We start from the raw sequence: 16,936 nt of genomic DNA, 5'->3' as shown, positions 1-16,936 counted from the left end.
GATCGTCACGGTCCGTAAGAGTTGGCACCCCAAAATGCGTTGTTCGGGGTCTTGGGCGTCAGACGTGTTGCGACCTGCAGCACGTCGAGGATTCGGCTGTCCCAGGTGCACAGCGTGAACAGGATCACGTAGGCGAGCGGCGCCGTCAGCAACGCCCACACAGTGTTTGTGGCAAGCCAGGCAATGATCGTCAGTCCGATGATGATGACGACGGCCATGTAGGGGACGCCCCAGAGCGTCGGCGACCGGGTCAAACCGATGATCAGGGGCGTCAATACTGGCTTGTCGTCTTCAAACTCTGCCATCGGTCAGTTCCCGACGGTGGACATCAGCTGGTCAACAATCGCAGGCGCTCCAAATACCAGGCCGATGCCAAGTACGACCGCGCCCGCGGTGAACCAGCTCAACCGCCCGGCGAAGGCCAGGAAACCCAAGCCGATAACGGCAATGATGGCGACCAGGCGACCAAACGGGCCGGTGATGAAGTCCACCACGGCCTGCACGACGGTCTGAAGCGGGGCGAATGCCTGGTTGGTTGCCTGCGCCACAGCGTAGTCAGCCGTGATGAGCTGAGACACAAGGATCACAGACATCAAACCGGCTACACGGATTGCGCTCTTGTTGCGCGAAGAAAGGCTGGTGTTCATTCGACGTCTCCTTTGCTTTCAGAACTGCATGACGCCCTTGATGAACCGGCTGCCTCGGGCGCCGATCACATCACTGGCCATTTCGTTGGCGGAGGGGGATCCGATGCCGGCAGAATTTCCACGGGCTCGATTCTTCAGCGGGATCTGCAGACCCATTTGATGGTTGATGACCGCCGCGACGTAGCGAACGGTCTCGCTAAATGGAGGCACGCCACCGTTGTCGTAGACGGCTTGCGCACCTGCATTGTAAGCGGCTGCGGCAAGGATTGGATTCTGGAATTCTTCGAGCATCAGCTTCAGGTGACGAATGCCACCATCAATATTTGAAACCGGGTCGCAGATCTCCCTTACGCCAAGTTCGCTCGCCGTGGCGGGCATGAGTTGCATCGGACCGCGGGCGCCTTGTTCGCTGTTGCGGTTTCGGTCGAACCGGCTTTCCGCCCACGTAATCGCCTTGGCCAAGCCCGGATCGACACCGTAAGCTTGTGCGGTTCGCGCAACGAGTTCCTCGATTTCCGAGGCAGTCATCGGCGAGGGGCCGCATTCGCTCATCGAGCCGTGAGCGATGCGCGCATCTGAATATGATGTGTTCAAATTCCGAATCGGTTTTGCGTTGGTACCGGAGGTATCGGTCGGAAGGGAGCTCTCCGGGATAGACGAACCATTTGTGTTCGAAATGGTATCGGACGAGACTCTGTCGATTCGCCCCGAGGGCGCTAGCCCGAACGTGTCTTTTTGGCTGGGTTCTTCGACGCTGACCTCAGATCCGCCGAAATCCGCAGGGTGAATGTCGTTCGAATAAAACCTAGCAGAATCAAACGAAAAAGCTGGACTCTGCGACGCTATGAAGAGGGTCGATATGAGGGAGGATGATATGATCTTCAACACGGCAATCCCTTTTGTCTTAATCTGAGCCGGCGACTGATCGTTTGCCCCGGACAAGTTGAGTCTCTCCCGGGCGCACGCGATTTTTCGATTGATTCCGTTACCATTTGTGTTCATCATTATATCGAAAAGTTTCGGCCGAAAAGAGAAAAATCACCTGTTGGAGTTGCAGTGCTGAGAACAAGAAACGTAAGGAGCCGTAGACGGGCACTATTGGTAGGGGTGTGCGTGTTCCTGGTCGCGCCATCGTCTTGGGCGGGCGGGACGATCGATCCCACCTACGTAAAATCGTTGGCTGCGCCGGGAAAAACGGTTCTGGTCGTGGAGTACTATGATCCAGCAGGGAAGGTGCTGGATCGAAAGGGTTTTGCCTCTGCAAACGGTTTCGCCGTGGACACGCCAGTTGACATCGCTATCGATGCGAAGACCCGCCTGCACCTCTATGGGCTGGAACCCTGCGCTGGCGACATGGTCAATCAGAAGGAAGGGTTCGCGGGAACCTGTGCCGCCTACGCTCAGCAGCAACTAGCGATTCTTGTAAAGACAGCGAAGGTGATATTTTGCCGGGCGTTTTTAACTGAGCGCGACGCGTCGCTGCAGGATGTTACATGCTTCGGATACTATCATTATCCCGGGTCGCTCGATTCCGTCGATAATCTTGAAGAGCAGCTCGTATCGCTTGGGGCACTGCGGCTTTCAAAAAAACCTGATGGCACGCCGATGCGTCCAGATCTCCTTGCGGCTGAGGAGACGAGTAGGGGCGGCTTCGGCATGTGGGCCGATCCGAGAGTCCAGAAGCAATGAAGATGACATTGCTCGCTGCATTGGCCTTGGCATTTACAACCACTAAAGCCGTTGTCGCTGCGCCCGCCGGCTACTTCGATTTCACCCCAGGCACAGTGCTTGAGACGGGCGACACCTGGATGTCCGCTGGCAAGCGGTATCGCCTCTACGGTCTTCAAGCATGCTTGAGGGGCACCCCTTATACCGACGCGTCGGGAAACAGGCGTGACTGTGGCGAGGCGTCAATCGCCGTGCTTGCTGCGTTCGTAAAGGACACCCGACCAGTTTGCGCCCCTGTTGCCGGTCGCACGGACCTGACCTTTGCGGTCTGCTATGCGTTCGTTGGCGGTCAGAAGCTCGATCTTGCGATGATGATGATCAGCGAGGGTTACGGCTTTGCGAGCCTCGATAGCGCCGGGATGCCGGTCTACCCCGCCTATGCCGTTGCAGAGCAGGGGGCCAGAGAGGCACGGCGCGGTCTCTGGCAGTTCAACGATGTTCAACATCCGGCCATATTACTGAGCCGCGCAGCCAGGAAGCCGGGAGCTTTGAAATGAGCCGTCGTATCATCTGTGCGGTTGCGATTTCCATTTCGGCGTATGATTGCTCCGCGGCCGCCGACTTGGCGGATGAAGGCCCGTCTGCATTCAAAGAGACCCTGCAGCGTACCGTCGTGAGCGGTCGGGTCGCGGTCGTTGACGGACGGACCCTCTGGTTTCCGGCGGACAGGATGCTTGTGCGATTGTCCGACATAGACAGTTGCGACTTGGTGCAATGGTCATTCGATCCCAAGGCAACGCCTGTGACCGCGCCATCGTTGGCGCCGATACCGTGCGGCGCGTTGGCAAAAGCATGGTTGAAGAGGACGATCCGCCGCCACAGCGTTCGTTGTGACGCGGTTGCAGACGGCTCCTCGCTTGCGTTAGCGGGCCAGTGCCGGGTCGGCAACCGCGATCTCGCGCTGGAAATGCTCAGGGTCGGATGGGCGAAGCTGAGCACGGTTCCTCGAAACGGGCGTTACGTTGAGGCCCAACAGTCGGCGATGACGGCGCGCTACGGGATGTGGCGAACTTATGTGCTCGACATGCCGGAATGGCGCCGGAAAGCGATCGACAAGACCTTGGGGCGCAGGCCGCAGGCCGATATCAATCTGCTTAGGGAGCGCGACAGCGAGATCTCACCACCTTTCCTTGATGCGCGGCGCCAGCCAAAGCGTCGGGATCGATAACCCCTTGAGCAACGGAGGGTCCAATGAAATACCTTCTCGCATTCTTCGCTTCAATGGCTTTCGCCGGACTGGCCACGACATCTGCAGATGCCAGCGAATGGGGTTGTGAAGTTTTGCTTTGTGCGGCCTCCTCCAATCCGTCTTGGCGCGGGGTTGAAAGCTGCCATCCGCCAATGGAAAAATTGATTTCGGCGATGAAGGAGCCTGGATTTTCATGGCCGACATGTCCCGAGGGAGGAGCGGGGTCCCCGGGCTATGAGCGATATGCCGAATGCCCTGCGGGATGGACGCCAACGGACGGTGACGATCAGCACTCGATGTCTGTCCGAGGTCAGTCACGGTGCATGCGTGCCGTAAACCAGTGCAGGGGAGGGCAGCGCTTTTTGGGCTCGTCGAATGGCGGTCAGCGCCGGACGACATCCGATGGCGTGACGCGGATTTTTTCTGGAACAAATTCCTGCTCATTTACAGAGTACAAGGCGCGACCCTTGCGCTCTGACCCCTATTACTTCGATATCAAAGATGACCAAACCAGCCAGTCCAGCCGCTTCTGGTTTAACTTGGACCTTTGATTCATGCTGTTTGCGCACCCCGAAAACGCCCGGCTGGCCAGCAGAAAGCTATCGCGTTGCGGGCAGAGGGTCGTCGCTCGTTGCTTGAAGGACCGCCACGGTTTCAAGCAGTTTGACGATCGACGACATGGTTTCGGGTGGGAGCTCTTCCAACAATTTCATCATCCGAAACCGTGTATCGGCTTCGTCGGGCGTTTTTCCCCACAGGTGGGGGGCCGTGGCGAAAAGCAAGCCGAGCGGTGACACACCGAGAATTTCACTCAGGTGAATCAGCCGGCTCACCTGCATTTTCGATGAACTGCGTTCATAGCGGCCATAGACCTGTTCACTGAGACCGACCATAGTCGCGAGGTCTGCTCTGCTCAGGTCCTTTGCCTGGCGACACTTACGAAGTTCTTCGCCCAACTTGGTGTCGAGCTCCTCGAACGTGGAAATTCCGTCGAAGCCTTGGCGGCGATACACGGGTTTTTCATTCTCAGGGTCGGCAGTTTGAAGCAGCCCGAGCTCTTCGATGTGGCTATCTAAATTCTTACTCATATTCCATTTGATCCAAACGTGACGCCAAAGCATACCCACGTTCGAGGCCCACGGCTACGCACTTCATTAACATCGCGTCGATGTGACGAAAAGCTAGCCGTTCAGCTGTTATTTCGTGCTGAGATGGGCAATTGAATTCATGATCACCGCCATTTCCCGGTCACTCAATGAACTCTTCGTGGCGAATAGATACTGTGCCAAGTAGAGCAGCTTCAATTGCGCTTCGTTGTTCGATCTTGGTTTCCACTCGACAAGCGCCGCTCGCATGTCTTTTTCTCTGGCAATCGCATTGGCAAGAGAGTCTTGAGCATCACTGTGCCCCTCGCGCAAAAGCCTTTGCTGCAATGCTTTCACAATCGCGACTGCCTCGGAGTGCCGCTCAGCAAGCTGGAAGAAATCAACGCCCGAATATAAGCTCATGCGATGTCTTTGAAATCTTTGTCCGGTAATACGGAATCCGCTCTAAAATTTAACGCATCGGCGATGCTACCTAAAGTTTAAAGCGTAGTGCGGGTGGTTTGAAGAAATATTTTTCTACGTCCGCAAAAGTGTGGTCACAAATTCGTGAGAACAATCAAAAATTCTTTTTTCGGCAAAGGGTTGGCCGTTAGGGGCGAAGGTCGAGGAACATCCTTCCAAACAGCGTTTCGTAAGCATCCTTTGGTTGTGTATAGGGTTCCAAGTTGAGCGATTAGCGGACGGCGCTTTGGACCGGTCGGCCGCTGACATGCTGCTTTATCGGTCGGGGCCAGCCTCCGCGATGGTTTTGATAAGGGCAACGGTGCGCGCTCGAATCGCTGGACTTCTTATCCGGGCAAAGGCCGCGTTCAACTCCGACCCCTCGCTCGATTCTAGAAAGCCCAGCAGATCAGCATAAGGATGGTATTCCGCCTGCTCCTTCTTTTCAGCACTGGCCTTCCTTTCATTCGGAAACAAGAACGAGGCAGAGACGGTAAGGACATTCGCAATTTGCAGGAGCCGGCTCGCACCAACCCGGTTCGCGCCCTTCTCATATTTCTGTATCTGTTGGAATGTGACGCCGACACTATCAGCTAATTTCTTCTGCGTTATCCCGAGGGCGCGACGCCTTGACCGGATCTTTTCTCCAACCTCAACATCTATGATGTCGGGCTTTGTGGATTGCTGTGATCGATTTTCTGAACGCATTTTCAAATTCCGGTAGAGGGACGCGACGGTGCGCCTCTGAGACAGAGCACGTGCTTGACGGACGGATGCATGTTGTAATGATATAACATATCGCATAATCGGATTTATGGAACTTTGCATGACCGCTTATACGACTTTGTCCTCGCAGCTCGTACAATTGTCAAAGTCTTCGACTGCGTCATGGGCAGTTATGCGTCTGGTGGGCATTTGTCGGTTGAGCTTCACCCGTGGCCAAGTACGAGCTGTCTAATGAGTCGCTCGCACGAAGTGTACGGGAAGGGAATTCCCCAAAACGCTTTCGATAAAGCGCCGAAAATCGCCCAATGTGGGCAAAACTCCATTTCAGCGCGACTGCTTTCACCGATAAACCGCTTTCACGTGATGAAAGGTCTTTATGGGCAGCCTCCAGCCGCAAATGCTGCAAATAAGCTATGGGCGTGGTCATCCGAAAGTTGCGAAAGCCTTCCTGCAACGTTCGGGCACTCACACCGCAGGCATTCGCAATCTCAGGAAGCGTGATCGGTCGCAAGATATTGGCTTGCATATAGTCAATCGCGCGTTTGATGTGCCGCGGTAAAGGAGGTTCGGCGATGCGGTGCAACTCATGGGAATATTTATGCGGAATGGCCTCAAGCAGCAGCTCGAGAATTGCGTCTGAGAGATTGCCGAGCGCGATAGGCGACTTACATAGCGTTCCGTCCGCCAGACCGATGTGCATCATGGCAGCTAACCGAACCAGGTTTAAGCCGGGGCCTCGCGAAAGATCAATTTCGGGCGCAAAATGAAAGTGCCCTGTTATTGGAGCGTTCAACCGAACTGCGAGCCGTCGGATCAGTTCGCGATCGGGTATTCTGATACAGAGATGTTTCCGAGGTCCGATAATGCGCGTTTGGTTCTCTAACATGCCATCGGCAATGATACCGTGGTTTCCCGCGGACAGCATTTCGCGATTGTCGACCGTGACAACGGCAGTTCCTGCCACGGGAATGAGAACCATGTTCGTATCGGTTGGACCCGGAAAACGGATCGTGAGATCGTCTTCATAGCTGCTCGCGATGAACGAGAGCTCTCCCATACCGAACATATGAATCTCATAACCTACCCGCTCCTTGCCCCCCGGAAAGACTGTTGTTGCGGGATGCAGGCGAGAAAGGGTTGCTGCGAGCTCGTTGGCATTTGTCCCAACGAATGAAAGTTGGTCAACGTTGTTCCAACGCACTTGCGACACTACACCGCCCCCTTTCGTGTGCCGGGATGGCAATCGCCACAAGATCTGTTCTCGGTGTGCCGCCCTCGCCTCGCCGCGGATAGAGCAAGACGGGTGCATAGAGTCGCGTTGATGAACTCGAGTCTCTCAGTCGCGGGCATTTGCCTGCTCAATTCGCTGCGCCAGATCGATCGTGTGGCCGGTTTGCCGAATCTTGGCTTCAAGATATCGAAGATTGTGATGGCCTGCGAAAACACCCGTCTGCCGAACCGCAGCTACTTCGATGCCGGCGGCCACCAACTGAGAGCGCTTGTCCGGATTGTTACTGAGAAGTGTGATGTGGGTGATTTCGAGAGCGGTCAACATTTGAGCGGCCGCCGTGTAATCGCGCTCGTCGTCACCATGGCCAAGAACGCGATTGGCTGCATAGGTGTCCTGTCCGAGTTCCTGCAGCCGGTATGCTTCCAGCTTGCGGTAGAGGCCGATGCCACGTCCCTCTTGTCTCAAATAGAGGAGATAGCCGCCTTCCTCTGACAAACGCAGCAGCGCCTCCTGAAGCTGTGGACCGCAGTCACAGCGCGCCGAGCCCAGAACGTCCCCTGTCACGCATTCGGAGTGCACCCGGACCAGAGGCGCATGCTCATCGGGGACGCCGAGCTTAAGCGCAAAATGCTCCTTGCCATCGGAAAGGCCTTCGAAGCTATAGATTGTGCCGAGCGCTTCATCGCGATTGCCAATAAAGATAGGCAATTGGGCAGCGGTGCGAATATGCGGGATGCTCTTGTGATGCACGACTTTTGCACGATGCTGGTTCATGTTTGACGGCTCCTCGTCGCCCGCTTCAGGGCGCGTTGTCTCTGACGGTGGCGTGGAGAATTGCGAGCATCCAGGCGCTCCATTCAAGCCGACGTTTCGACTTGAATGGCCTCCGAATGCGATTTCAGACTGGGCGGCGATGGCAACAACTGGCAGGAGCGGCTTCTGACAAAATCTTCATGCCAGTCCTTCTGCTTTCAGCGCTTCCTGCACCGATGGGCGGCCCGCAACCCGGCCGAGAATTGCTTGCAGATTGCTAAAACCCGAAAGGTCGACGTCAACGTACTTGCCCCAGTTGGAAACAACCAACAGGTAGGCGTCGGCCACGGTGTATGTATCGCCGATCACGTAGGCCTTGCCACTGAGCTGCTGGTCCATCCATCCGAAGCGATCGAGTGCGCGTTTGCGGTGAAGCTCCTTGACCTGTTCAGGGATTGCGGGACTGAATAGCGGGCCGAAGTTCTTGTGCAGCTCGCTGCTGATGAAGGCGAGCCATTCGACAAGTCGATAGCGCTCCATCGTGCCCCAGGCAGGCGCAAGCTTCGTCTCCGGCACCCGATCGGCTAGGTACTGCATGATCGCTGGCCCTTCTGTCAGACGCTGGCCGTCATCGAGTTCGAGCAACGGGACATAGCCACGCGTGTTGATAGTGTAGTAGTCGGCGCCCTCGTCGAATGTGTGCGTCTGCAGATCAACGCGCACGGGCGTAAAGGGCAATCCGGCCTCACGTAGGACAATGTGGGAGGCAAGCGAGCAGACGCCGGGGCTATAATAAAGCTTCATGGTAGAACTCCAAGGAAGGTGCCCTCTTGCCGCGACCCCACAGGATGAAGGCCACGAGAGGAAGAAGGATGAAGTTGAGGGGAAGAGCGGCAAACTCACCACGCGTGGCATGGAAGATAATGGCGCAGATTTGCAGCAGCACGCAGCCAAGCGCCGCAAGCACAGTCAACTTCGAAGACTTCGGCCAGCGGTCGCCCGATGGCATAGACGGAAACGAGACGGTCAGCTTCGGCGGGTGCAGTGCCGCCGCCGATCAAGCCGAGCCGGATGATTTCGGTCACGTCCGAAAAGCTGTAATCGGACTGCCGGAAGCGCCGGAACAGCGCGCCGACGCCTTGGCCGGTTTTCCGTTCCAGTTCCTCAATGAGTTCGCGGGAGGGGAAGGCGAAGACCTTTTCCCCGTCGCCAAAGAATGCGCGGTGATCGCTCATGCGGCTTCCTTTTCCGGGCCGGGATCGATTTTCGGCGCTGCGGTGCTAGTCGTGTGGGGGTTAATAAGCTCGTCGCCACCGGGGAGTGGCGGCATATTCAGGACGGCCCGAACCTCGTTCGGGGTCATGATCCGGTTTGTCACAAGGGCGGTCATGTTCGCCGTGCGACTTGCCGCGTCTGCGCGCATAAACGCGGCTGGATGCGAGTAAGCGTAGGCAAGAGGACGCCGATCCCGCCCGCCACATCGATGAGGCCGGTAAAACGCAACAGGCTCGGATATTCGATTGGCCATTGAGTCTGCCACATAGCAGCCAGAGCCTCGACGGGCATGAAGAGCTTCTGTAAACCGAACAGAATGAACGCGGCACACATCAGCGTCTGAACACTCCAGAGGCTGATCCGCAGCATTTTGCCAGCGGGCGGGGTAAATGAAGCTGTCATGGTGGCTGCCATTCGTATGTCTCCTGAACACTAAATCGCTTGGTCTTTGTATGCCGTGATCAAAGCCGGCTTGATGCGCGGACCACACGGGTATCTTCATTCCAATTGCTCAACGTGAGCCTCGGAAACGAGGTTAAATTGCTAACTCCGAACAAAAAAGTGATAAAATATAGCTCTTCTTGTTCAAGGAAATTGATTGAGTTATATGCTTAGAACGCCTTCAATCATTCCATCCGACGCTGAGGCGCGACTGAATTGGGTCGATCGGTCTCGCGGGACGAAAGCTGGTCCGGAGTGACGGAACGAGCAGCCGTCTTACCGCAGCGGCAGTGGAGCAAAAATATTGAACAGTGAAGAATTCAAATCTCATGGATTTGCGATGGATGCGCTTACTCTCGATCAATTCCGCGTATTCGTCACGATTATCGACGCGGGCGGCTTTGCCGCTGCCTCGCGGCATCTGAACAGGGCGCAGTCGGCGATCACCTACACCATTCAGAAATTGGAGGAGCAGAGCAGGCTTACGCTTTTTGATCGCTCGGCCTATCGCCCACTTCTCACGGAGGCCGGCAAAGCCTTGCTGCCGCGCGCGCGACGCATCCTCGAAGACGTCGCAGACTGGCGCCACCAGGCGCAAGGCATCTCAATGGGTCTGGAAGCCGAACTCATCCTGGCCGTTATCTCTTATGCGCCACCGGCTTTGTTGAGCCGTGTTCTTCGCGCATTCAATGCGACTTTCCCTTTCGTAGAAATCCGCATTTTGACCGACACCTTCGATGCTGCAGCCAAGGCTTTGCGAGACGGAGTCGCCGATCTGGGCCTGCTTGCCGAGCGTCAGCCGGAGGAGTTCGAGCGCCGCGTCTGCGGGCGGATCGACCTGGTCCCCGTCGCCGCGCCAACGCATCCGTTTGGCCAAATGGAGGGAAGGTTAAGCGCAGCACTGTTGCGAGACCATACCCAGTTGGTCATTAGCCCTGCCCCTCACCTGGACAGTGGGCGGGACTATGGTGTGCTTGCAGTCAACAGATGGCGGGTCAACGACCTCCAAACCAAATACGACCTTATCCTCGCTGGCGTCGGCTGGGGTTCAATGCCACGGTCACGGGTAGAGAAAGATCTCGCAAGGGGACGTTTGGTCGAGCTGAGACCGGACAGTTGGGAGGGGGCCGACCGGATACCGAGCTTCCCTTTGGTCATTGCCTATAGGAAGGAAAAGGCGTTGGGTCCGGCTGGTCAATGGTTGGTCGAGCAGTTTATTGCCTCACAGTAGCCGTTCGAATCAAGTACCCCGCTCTCCGGGAGCCCTCCACCGGGTATGGCCGGTGCCTTAGCATCACCCTGCCGAACGGCGAAACGCGATGGTTCGAGCAGTCTGTGGCAAAACAGTCCTCCAGCGTATCTTCTGCCGGAACGTTTCTTGTGCTGTCACGATATCAAGGAGCGAAAACAATGCCGGCTCGAACCCACATATGCTTGAGAGTCGGCATAGCATTTGCCACTGAGGCAAAGATTAAGCGCGTGCCTCTCGCCCCCTTGCCAAGCTCGCCCTATGTGCGTGTCGTGGAAGATTGGCCATACCGGCCGGCGGCGCGGTTTTGAGGAGCTTCGAGGCCGGCCACCTGGATGTTAGGACGCTATACGGCGACCAAGGAAGCGTCTTGAACGCTTTGAATGAGGCCGTCAAAGAACATCGCGGCGATCAGATCGTCCCGGCCTGCGGGCTTCGCAACGCGAACTCCGCACGCATTCCATATCTACGGCCCCGGCACCCTGTCGCTCGCTGCGGAAATCCTCATTCCCACTGGCTTGCGCAAGATGGTGATCGTCAATTCACATGGCGGCAATCTCGATGTCATGAACATCGTCGCGCGAATTGCGCGTTCGCTTTTCGATGGCGGTCGTCGCCACACAGTGGTCACGCTTCGGCAGCCCCAAGGCTTGATCGGCGAACATGAGCAGAATTTCGGCATTCACGGCGGCATGGAAGCCTCGATGATGCTGCATTTTCGTCTGGATCTGGTGCGCATGGACAAAGCCGAGAATTTCCCCTTCAGGGCCGAATGGATGAAAGACAACACCCGTTATCTGCAGCCGCTGCCGCCGCATTACCTCGCCTAGATCGCTCGTGATCTCAACCCCAACGGCGTCGTTGGCGACACGTCGCTCGGTACGGCTGAAATGGGTGCGCTGTTCACCCGGCACCAAGGGCTTCATGGAGTTGTTGGAAGACCTGAGGAGCTGCCTTCTCTCCGATCTCTGTTCGAAATAGGAATGGACTGGCCTCATTCTTCCGGCACCAGAATATGCCAATGGGCCTGCAATTCCTGCATCGTCGCCAGCAATTCTGGCACCAAATGTTCGACGAACAGGCTGGTGGCGGCATAGCGGCGCCCGCGCCGCGCAAACAGCTCACGCAATCGACGCCACAGGTTTACATCGTCTTTTGTAGGAGATCGTCATGGACCTGCCCTTCAAGCTTCCGACCGACGCGCATTCGCGTACGGTGGGCAATCGCCCGTGCGGCAATCGAGTTGGCAATCTCGACCGCCACGTCTGGAAATACGTGCTCCAGGCTCTTGAGCAAATTTCCCATGTTGAGCGGTATTATCGGGTTCGTGACGCGTCCGGCGCCATATCCGGGGAGGGCAACGGCAATCTGTTCGAGTTGCGTGCCGTATCTGGCGCAGCCGCTGGCCAGCGCGCCTACAGCCTTTGACATGGCGTCTTCTACCACCCGTGGATCCGCGCCATCAACGAGGGTGAGACGCTCGACGAATATCGGCACACCGGTTAACGCCGCCACGCCGACGTGAATGGAATTGTTGGAGACCTCGATCGCGCCGACATGTTTATTTTTACTTAGTGTAAAAAATGCACTCGGCCCTCCTTGGTAGGGCGCAGTATGGCGCGACTCGGCGATCACGTCTTCCGACTTCAGTTCGGCAACGATCCGGGAGATGCTTGCGTCAGTTAGCGCGAGATCCACGGCCAAATTCGGCCTATATGTACCACCATTGCACCAAATATAGTTGAGGATGGCCGCACGGGTTTCGCGTCGACTACGGTTCGGTTTCAACCGCATCCCCTCCCCAGAGACGTTTGATTTTTACTTAGAGTAAAAATAAGAGCAGACGCGTGGTCAAGTGTCGTTGTCGCGGACCTCATTTAACGGGTCAGTCCCGAAAAATGCCCGGCACGCGCCCGGCAAGTTGGCGCGCTTCAGCTTGAGTGCGCTTGGGAAACGTCATTTTAGCTTGCGTGTCGGAATTCGCGAAGGACGCCGATCCCCTCGGCCAACGCGAAACCGGCATCCTGAGGTTCGGGCAACCCGTGGATTCGGCAGAACGCCGTCAAGGTGTTGAACAGCAGACACGCGATTGTCATCGGGCCAACTCCGCCTGGCACCGGAGTGATTGCGTCGGCAACAGCGGCAGTCGATTGGAAATCGACATCGCCAACGAGGCGGATCTCGCCTGCCCTCTCGATGCGGTTGATACCGACGTCGATGACCGTAGCGCCGCGTTTGATCCAGTCGCCCTGAATCATCTCCGCCTTACCGACCGCCACAACCAATAAATCGGCTTGCCGGCAAAGGTCGGGAAGGTTTTCCGTGTACCGATGTGCTATCGTAACCGTGCAGTCGTCCGCCAGTAGCAGTTGCGCCATCGGTTTGCCAACGATGTTCGACCGGCCCACGACGACAGCATGCTTTCCCCTGAGAGAGCCCAGTTGCTCACGCAACATCATGATGCAGCCGAGTGGGGTACACGGGAGCATCGCTTTCTGGCCACTGCCAAGCAATCCGACATTCGAGACGTGGAAACCATCGACGTCCTTGGTCGGATCGATGGCGTTGATCACGCGCTCGGTGCCGATATGCCGCGGAAGTGGCAATTGGACGAGAATGCCGTGGACTTTGGAATCAGCATTTAGCTTGGCAATCAGTTCCAGCAATGCTGCCTCGGATGTATCGGCGTTTAACTTGTGCTGGAACGATTCCATGCCGGCCTCTGTGGTTTGCCTCGCCTTGTTGCGGACATATACCTCCGACGCCGGATCGGTACCGACGAGCACTGTGGCGAGGCCGGGTGCGATTCCACGCTGGCTTTTGAGGCTTGCGACTTGGAGACGTATGTAGTCGCGCAAACGCAGCGCGAATGCCTTGCCGTCGATGACAGTCGCCATTTCACAGCACCTTTGAGAGAAATTCTCTGGTGCGCGGGTCGCTCGCACGGGTGAAGAATTCAGCCGGAGGCGCGTGCTCTACGATCACGCCCCTGTCCGTGAAATAGATATGATCTGCGGCTTCCCGGGCGAACCCCATTTCGTGGGTGACGAGAATGCAGGTCATGCCGTCCTCGGCGACCTTCCTGACCGCGGATAGCACTTCTTTCACCATTTCAGGGTCGAGGGCTGCGGTGACCTCATCGAACAGGATGACCTCCGGTTCCATGCAAAGCGCACGCGCAATTGCGACACGCTGCTGCTGGCCACCGGAGAGTTCCCCAGGGTAAGCGTCCGCCTTATCGGGAAGACGCATTTCCGCAAGGAGTTTGCGGGCACGGTCTTCCACCTGCCGTCGGGGCTGCTTCAGGACCTGGATCGGCGCCATTGCCACGTTTTCGAGAACAGTCTTGTGGGGGAACAGATTGTACTGCTGAAACACCATTCCCACCCGGTGGCGGAGTTTGACTTGGTCCAGCTTCGGATCGCTGACCTTGATCTCGCCAACATTGATCGTTCCTTCATTGATCGGGGTCAGACCGTTAATCGTTCTCAGGATCGTCGATTTCCCCGATCCTGAGGGGCCAATGATGGCGACGACCTCGCCTTTGCGAACGTCCATGTCGATGCCACGCAGAACCTCGAAGCTACCAAAGGACTTGCGGACGCCACGGAGCGAGATCAATGGCTGAGAGTTTGAAGAAAGGGTCATGTCAGCACCTCATTTCGTGCGGAATCGGCGTTCGAGCAACAGCGACAGCCGATTGATCGGCCAGGTATAGAGGAAGAACATTGCCAGCAGCGCGAGATACATGGGGATGAGCACCCGCGAGTCGCTTTGCGCTTGAACCGCGGCTTGCGTTCTGCCGAGCGCTTCTTCAACGCCCACGATCATGGAGAGTGGTGTCGCAGTGAGGAGCAAAGCGTAAAGGTTCATCCACGGGGGTATCATCCGCGTAATGCACTGAGGCAAGATTATCCGAAACAGCGTCGAACGACGGCTATAACCAAGAGCCTCTGCCGCTTCCCATTGACCGCGTGGAACCGACTTGACGGCGCCTCGGACGATCTCCGAGAAATTTGCAGCGACCGGAAAAGAAAAGCCGATCGTGGCTCGCAGCCAGCTCGGAAGCTGGATCGAAATTCCGCCGACATTGATCTGATACGGCATCAGGAAGATGCAATAGAACAGGAGCACCAGCCAAGGCGCGTTGCGAAACAGCTGCGTCGCAAGCTTTGAAGGCGCGCCGATGATCCAGCCTGGGGATAGCTGCCCCAGACCAAGAAAGGTCCCGAACATCGTGCCGATCGCAATGGCCAGAAGGCTCATCAAGATGTTCAGAGCAAAACCCTGAAGGACGAAAGGCATCCATTCCAGAATTTGTGAAAGCAGATTTGTTGGATTCATTGTCCGTCTCCCAGGCCAAATCCTGGCAAGCGCATCGCGGCTTCGACCCTGTTGATGATAAAGACGACGGCACCCGTCAGAACCAGGTAGATCAGGAGCATCACGTTCATCATTTCGATCGTGTTGAGTGAATCCGACCAGATCTGATTGGAAACGTAGAGCAGCTCAGCGACACCGACTGCGTAGGCCACTGTCGTTGCCTTTGTCAGGTCAACGAGATTGTTTGCCAATGATGCGAAGGAAAATCTCAGCGCGAGAGGTACGGTTACGGAAAAGAAGGCTTGTCTGCGATTATAACCGAGCGCCAGCGCTGCTTCCTCATAGGAGGAGTGGACGGCCCCGACGCCCGCCCGGAAGGTCTCGACGTTGAAGGCCCCGGAGTAGAGTGACAACGATATGACCGCCCACGCGAAGCTCCCGATCAAGGGCTGCGGCAGTCCGATTTCGTTCTGTCCCACCGGCATGATGCTTCCCACCGCGAAGTAGAAGAAATACATCTGCACGAGCAGCGGCGTATTGCGAAATACGGCGACGTATCCACGAACGACCGCTGCGGCCGGGCCTTTGCTCAACGTGAGGACGGCCGCCCCGGCCGCCCCGATGACGATCGAGAAAAATGAACTGGCGAGGATAAGCAGCAGTGTGTTGCCGAGACCTGTAACGAAGCGATCAAAATCGAACGCGTCGTAGAAAATCGTCAGATTTACTCCCGAGGCTGCCAGCTCGCGGAAAAATGTCTGGATGTCAGTAATCATTACCCCGATCCTCTCTGTGTCCGGCGCATGTGTGCGCCGGACCAATTAACGTGCAAGGATCAGTCGAGGTGATCTTTCAGCGCGTCATGCATCTTGGTGAGGAAGGCGGAATTCTTGATGCCGTTGTCAGCTTCCAGCTTGAGCAGCGTGCCGTCGCGATGCATTTCGGCGATCATGCCGGCGACAAAGTAGCCGAAAGGCGCGAACTGGTCGGCCTGGCGGACGGCCATTCCCCAAGGCGTGTCGGCCTGAATGGGCAGTGGCATCTGGTAGTCGGCCCATTTCGCGTTCGAGAGGCGAACATTGATCTGATTGTCGTCTTCGAGAAGACCGATGCAGCGACCCTGGGTCATTGCGGATTCAGTCTCCGCGGTACCCGCAAATGCGAGGACCTTCACGCCAAACTCTTCCTGCGCCGGCTTGTTATACCAGGCACCCTGAACAGCGCAGACCGTCTGGCTGGAGATCTGACTCCATTCCGTGGCCTTGACAGTTTTCGGGAGAAGAACAGTATAGCCGGACGAGTAGTAGTTCGGATGAACGAAAGCGACGATCTTTCGCCGCTCGGCAGTATCGGATGCAGACGCGATCATCAGGTCGATCTGGCCTTGCGCCAAGAATTCGAAACGGTTGGCGGACGTGACTTTCACGAACTCGGCCTTTACACCGAGGACCTCGGCAATCTTCTTGCCGATATCGACCTCCATGCCCTTGAAGCTGCCATCGGAGGCGCGGTAAGACCATGGAACATAGTCGTCCTTCGTGCCGATCTTCAGCACACCGGCGGCTTTGACCTTGCAAAGGGTGTCGTCGCCGCATTCTATCGATTGCGCGACGGCTGCCGTGCCGACGAATGCAACGCCGACAGCGAGTGCAAGTGCTTTCAAACTCATCATATCCGTTCCCCTACGTTTGCTGGGTTAATTCAGGCCGTCGATAGTCTCCGGTTGTTTCCTCTTGTGGTTATTCGGAGAGGATTGCCTGTGCGTTCATACTGTCCTGAATAACGGCCATTGCTTCAATTGGAATTCGATAGTAGTAGCAGAATTAC

At 56.6% G+C, this 16,936-nt stretch carries 25 protein-coding genes; 6 read left to right on the top strand and 19 right to left on the bottom strand.

Annotation, left to right across the window (positions count from 1 at the left end; all coding sequences use genetic code 11):
* Positions 1-5: 5 nt before the first annotated feature.
* Genes C5L13_RS20755 through C5L13_RS29345 form a run of 3 tightly spaced genes read right to left on the bottom strand, consistent with a single transcriptional unit; the run spans position 6 to position 1,589 of the window.
* Positions 6-305, bottom strand: a complete 300-nt coding sequence (locus C5L13_RS20755; RefSeq protein WP_105385165.1) for a type IV secretion system protein VirB3 — start codon at positions 303-305, stop codon at positions 6-8.
* Between the two features lie 3 nt (positions 306-308).
* Positions 309-647: a TrbC/VirB2 family protein gene (locus C5L13_RS20750; RefSeq protein ID WP_105385164.1), complete on the bottom strand. Its 339-nt coding sequence runs from the start codon at positions 645-647 to the stop codon at positions 309-311.
* A gap of 18 nt (positions 648-665) precedes the next feature.
* Positions 666-1,589: a lytic transglycosylase domain-containing protein gene (locus C5L13_RS29345; RefSeq protein WP_245571404.1), complete on the bottom strand. Its 924-nt coding sequence runs from the start codon at positions 1,587-1,589 to the stop codon at positions 666-668.
* A gap of 171 nt (positions 1,590-1,760) precedes the next feature.
* Here C5L13_RS29345 and C5L13_RS20740 point away from each other — a divergent pair, with 171 nt between their 5' ends.
* The 4 genes from C5L13_RS20740 (at position 1,761) to C5L13_RS28810 (ending at position 4,115) form a co-directional block, all read left to right on the top strand.
* Positions 1,761-2,336: a hypothetical protein gene (locus tag C5L13_RS20740; RefSeq protein ID WP_245571402.1), complete on the top strand. Its 576-nt coding sequence runs from the start codon at positions 1,761-1,763 to the stop codon at positions 2,334-2,336.
* Positions 2,333-2,872 carry a thermonuclease family protein gene (locus tag C5L13_RS20735; protein WP_105385162.1) on the top strand — a complete coding sequence of 180 codons (540 nt, stop codon included), beginning with the start codon at positions 2,333-2,335 and terminating at the stop codon, positions 2,870-2,872. Before C5L13_RS20740 ends, C5L13_RS20735 begins: the two co-directional genes overlap by 4 nt.
* Positions 2,873-3,051: 179 nt before the next feature.
* Positions 3,052-3,543: a thermonuclease family protein gene (locus tag C5L13_RS20730; RefSeq protein ID WP_245571420.1), complete on the top strand. Its 492-nt coding sequence runs from the start codon at positions 3,052-3,054 to the stop codon at positions 3,541-3,543.
* A gap of 23 nt (positions 3,544-3,566) precedes the next feature.
* Entirely contained in the window at positions 3,567-4,115 is a 549-nt protein-coding gene (locus tag C5L13_RS28810; protein ID WP_158693493.1) for a hypothetical protein, read from the top strand.
* 48 nt (positions 4,116-4,163) lie between these two features.
* On the opposite strand, the gene C5L13_RS20725 is transcribed toward C5L13_RS28810, so the two are convergent.
* From C5L13_RS20725 to C5L13_RS20680, 9 genes are all read right to left on the bottom strand, one after another.
* A complete protein-coding gene (locus C5L13_RS20725; RefSeq protein WP_105385270.1) occupies positions 4,164-4,652 on the bottom strand; it encodes a helix-turn-helix domain-containing protein in 489 nt (162 codons plus the stop codon).
* A 108-nt stretch (positions 4,653-4,760) separates the two neighbouring features.
* Positions 4,761-5,072: a hypothetical protein gene (locus C5L13_RS20720; protein WP_105385160.1), complete on the bottom strand. Its 312-nt coding sequence runs from the start codon at positions 5,070-5,072 to the stop codon at positions 4,761-4,763.
* Between the two features lie 315 nt (positions 5,073-5,387).
* Positions 5,388-5,819, bottom strand: a complete 432-nt coding sequence (locus C5L13_RS20715; RefSeq protein ID WP_105385159.1) for a helix-turn-helix domain-containing protein — start codon at positions 5,817-5,819, stop codon at positions 5,388-5,390.
* Positions 5,820-5,997: 178 nt separating this feature from the next.
* A complete protein-coding gene (locus C5L13_RS20710; protein WP_245571399.1) occupies positions 5,998-7,047 on the bottom strand; it encodes an AraC family transcriptional regulator in 1,050 nt (349 codons plus the stop codon).
* A 126-nt stretch (positions 7,048-7,173) separates the two neighbouring features.
* Positions 7,174-7,842 (bottom strand): GTP cyclohydrolase II, encoded by a 669-nt coding sequence (locus C5L13_RS20705; RefSeq protein ID WP_105385157.1) that lies wholly within the window; start codon positions 7,840-7,842, stop codon positions 7,174-7,176.
* Between the two features lie 177 nt (positions 7,843-8,019).
* Positions 8,020-8,625: a glutathione transferase GstA gene (gene gstA / locus C5L13_RS20700; RefSeq protein WP_105385156.1), complete on the bottom strand. Its 606-nt coding sequence runs from the start codon at positions 8,623-8,625 to the stop codon at positions 8,020-8,022.
* Positions 8,609-8,767 (bottom strand): hypothetical protein, encoded by a 159-nt coding sequence (locus C5L13_RS29340; RefSeq protein WP_245571397.1) that lies wholly within the window; start codon positions 8,765-8,767, stop codon positions 8,609-8,611. Before C5L13_RS29340 ends, gstA begins: the two co-directional genes overlap by 17 nt.
* Positions 8,721-9,056, bottom strand: a complete 336-nt coding sequence (locus tag C5L13_RS20690; protein WP_105385155.1) for a gene transfer agent family protein — start codon at positions 9,054-9,056, stop codon at positions 8,721-8,723. Before C5L13_RS20690 ends, C5L13_RS29340 begins: the two co-directional genes overlap by 47 nt.
* 151 nt (positions 9,057-9,207) lie before the next feature.
* The gene (locus tag C5L13_RS20680) at positions 9,208-9,510 is read right to left on the bottom strand and encodes a DoxX family protein (protein WP_105385154.1); all 303 of its coding nucleotides are present in this window, start codon (positions 9,508-9,510) and stop codon (positions 9,208-9,210) included.
* A gap of 331 nt (positions 9,511-9,841) precedes the next feature.
* Between C5L13_RS20680 and C5L13_RS20675 the strand changes: the two genes are divergently transcribed.
* Both C5L13_RS20675 and C5L13_RS20665 read left to right on the top strand, forming a co-directional pair.
* On the top strand, positions 9,842-10,768 hold the full coding sequence (locus tag C5L13_RS20675; protein ID WP_158693492.1) for a LysR family transcriptional regulator: 927 nt from the start codon (positions 9,842-9,844) through the stop codon (positions 10,766-10,768).
* 401 nt (positions 10,769-11,169) lie between these two features.
* A complete protein-coding gene (locus C5L13_RS20665) occupies positions 11,170-11,616 on the top strand; it encodes a creatininase family protein (RefSeq protein ID WP_105385151.1) in 447 nt (148 codons plus the stop codon).
* Between the two features lie 164 nt (positions 11,617-11,780).
* On the opposite strand, the gene C5L13_RS29490 is transcribed toward C5L13_RS20665, so the two are convergent.
* The 7 genes from C5L13_RS29490 to C5L13_RS20635 form a co-directional block, all read right to left on the bottom strand.
* Positions 11,781-11,915 carry a hypothetical protein gene (locus C5L13_RS29490; RefSeq protein ID WP_280952639.1) on the bottom strand — a complete coding sequence of 45 codons (135 nt, stop codon included), beginning with the start codon at positions 11,913-11,915 and terminating at the stop codon, positions 11,781-11,783.
* 14 nt (positions 11,916-11,929) lie between these two features.
* A complete protein-coding gene (locus C5L13_RS20660) occupies positions 11,930-12,574 on the bottom strand; it encodes a hypothetical protein (RefSeq protein ID WP_158693491.1) in 645 nt (214 codons plus the stop codon).
* Positions 12,575-12,747: 173 nt separating this feature from the next.
* Positions 12,748-13,683, bottom strand: coding sequence for a bifunctional methylenetetrahydrofolate dehydrogenase/methenyltetrahydrofolate cyclohydrolase FolD (gene folD, locus C5L13_RS20655; protein ID WP_105385149.1), 936 nt, complete (start codon positions 13,681-13,683; stop codon positions 12,748-12,750).
* Between the two features lies 1 nt (position 13,684).
* Positions 13,685-14,434 (bottom strand): amino acid ABC transporter ATP-binding protein, encoded by a 750-nt coding sequence (locus C5L13_RS20650; protein ID WP_105385148.1) that lies wholly within the window; start codon positions 14,432-14,434, stop codon positions 13,685-13,687.
* Between the two features lie 9 nt (positions 14,435-14,443).
* Entirely contained in the window at positions 14,444-15,130 is a 687-nt protein-coding gene (locus C5L13_RS20645) for an amino acid ABC transporter permease (RefSeq protein ID WP_105385147.1), read from the bottom strand.
* Positions 15,127-15,885 (bottom strand): amino acid ABC transporter permease, encoded by a 759-nt coding sequence (locus C5L13_RS20640; RefSeq protein ID WP_105385146.1) that lies wholly within the window; start codon positions 15,883-15,885, stop codon positions 15,127-15,129. The genes C5L13_RS20645 and C5L13_RS20640 overlap by 4 nt, the downstream gene beginning before the upstream one ends.
* A gap of 59 nt (positions 15,886-15,944) precedes the next feature.
* On the bottom strand, positions 15,945-16,781 hold the full coding sequence (locus C5L13_RS20635; RefSeq protein ID WP_105385145.1) for a transporter substrate-binding domain-containing protein: 837 nt from the start codon (positions 16,779-16,781) through the stop codon (positions 15,945-15,947).
* Positions 16,782-16,936 lie beyond the last annotated feature (155 nt).

Origin of the sequence: Neorhizobium alkalisoli (genome assembly GCF_002968635.1) — a bacterium.
Lineage (GTDB): Bacteria > Pseudomonadota > Alphaproteobacteria > Rhizobiales > Rhizobiaceae > Neorhizobium > Neorhizobium alkalisoli.
The sequence above is the reverse complement of the archived record's forward strand: the minus strand, read 5'-3'. Positions and strand labels throughout refer to the sequence as shown.

What these genes read in the sequence shown, in the direction of transcription:
- C5L13_RS20755 (WP_105385165.1), bottom strand. Translation starts at nt 305, where the DNA reads ATGGCAGAGTTTGAAGACGACAAGCCAGTATTGACGCCCCTGATCATC.
- C5L13_RS20750 (WP_105385164.1), bottom strand. Translation starts at nt 647, where the DNA reads ATGAACACCAGCCTTTCTTCGCGCAACAAGAGCGCAATCCGTGTAGCC.
- C5L13_RS20735 (WP_105385162.1), top strand. Translation starts at nt 2,333, where the DNA reads ATGAAGATGACATTGCTCGCTGCATTGGCCTTGGCATTTACAACCACT.
- C5L13_RS28810 (WP_158693493.1), top strand. Translation starts at nt 3,567, where the DNA reads ATGAAATACCTTCTCGCATTCTTCGCTTCAATGGCTTTCGCCGGACTG.
- C5L13_RS20725 (WP_105385270.1), bottom strand. Translation starts at nt 4,652, where the DNA reads ATGAGTAAGAATTTAGATAGCCACATCGAAGAGCTCGGGCTGCTTCAA.
- C5L13_RS20720 (WP_105385160.1), bottom strand. Translation starts at nt 5,072, where the DNA reads ATGAGCTTATATTCGGGCGTTGATTTCTTCCAGCTTGCTGAGCGGCAC.
- C5L13_RS20715 (WP_105385159.1), bottom strand. Translation starts at nt 5,819, where the DNA reads ATGCGTTCAGAAAATCGATCACAGCAATCCACAAAGCCCGACATCATA.
- C5L13_RS20705 (WP_105385157.1), bottom strand. Translation starts at nt 7,842, where the DNA reads ATGAACCAGCATCGTGCAAAAGTCGTGCATCACAAGAGCATCCCGCAT.
- gstA (WP_105385156.1), bottom strand. Translation starts at nt 8,625, where the DNA reads ATGAAGCTTTATTATAGCCCCGGCGTCTGCTCGCTTGCCTCCCACATT.
- C5L13_RS20690 (WP_105385155.1), bottom strand. Translation starts at nt 9,056, where the DNA reads ATGAGCGATCACCGCGCATTCTTTGGCGACGGGGAAAAGGTCTTCGCC.
- C5L13_RS20680 (WP_105385154.1), bottom strand. Translation starts at nt 9,510, where the DNA reads ATGGCAGCCACCATGACAGCTTCATTTACCCCGCCCGCTGGCAAAATG.
- C5L13_RS20665 (WP_105385151.1), top strand. Translation starts at nt 11,170, where the DNA reads ATGAGGCCGTCAAAGAACATCGCGGCGATCAGATCGTCCCGGCCTGCG.
- folD (WP_105385149.1), bottom strand. Translation starts at nt 13,683, where the DNA reads ATGGCGACTGTCATCGACGGCAAGGCATTCGCGCTGCGTTTGCGCGAC.
- C5L13_RS20650 (WP_105385148.1), bottom strand. Translation starts at nt 14,434, where the DNA reads ATGACCCTTTCTTCAAACTCTCAGCCATTGATCTCGCTCCGTGGCGTC.
- C5L13_RS20645 (WP_105385147.1), bottom strand. Translation starts at nt 15,130, where the DNA reads ATGAATCCAACAAATCTGCTTTCACAAATTCTGGAATGGATGCCTTTC.
- C5L13_RS20640 (WP_105385146.1), bottom strand. Translation starts at nt 15,885, where the DNA reads ATGATTACTGACATCCAGACATTTTTCCGCGAGCTGGCAGCCTCGGGA.
- C5L13_RS20635 (WP_105385145.1), bottom strand. Translation starts at nt 16,781, where the DNA reads ATGATGAGTTTGAAAGCACTTGCACTCGCTGTCGGCGTTGCATTCGTC.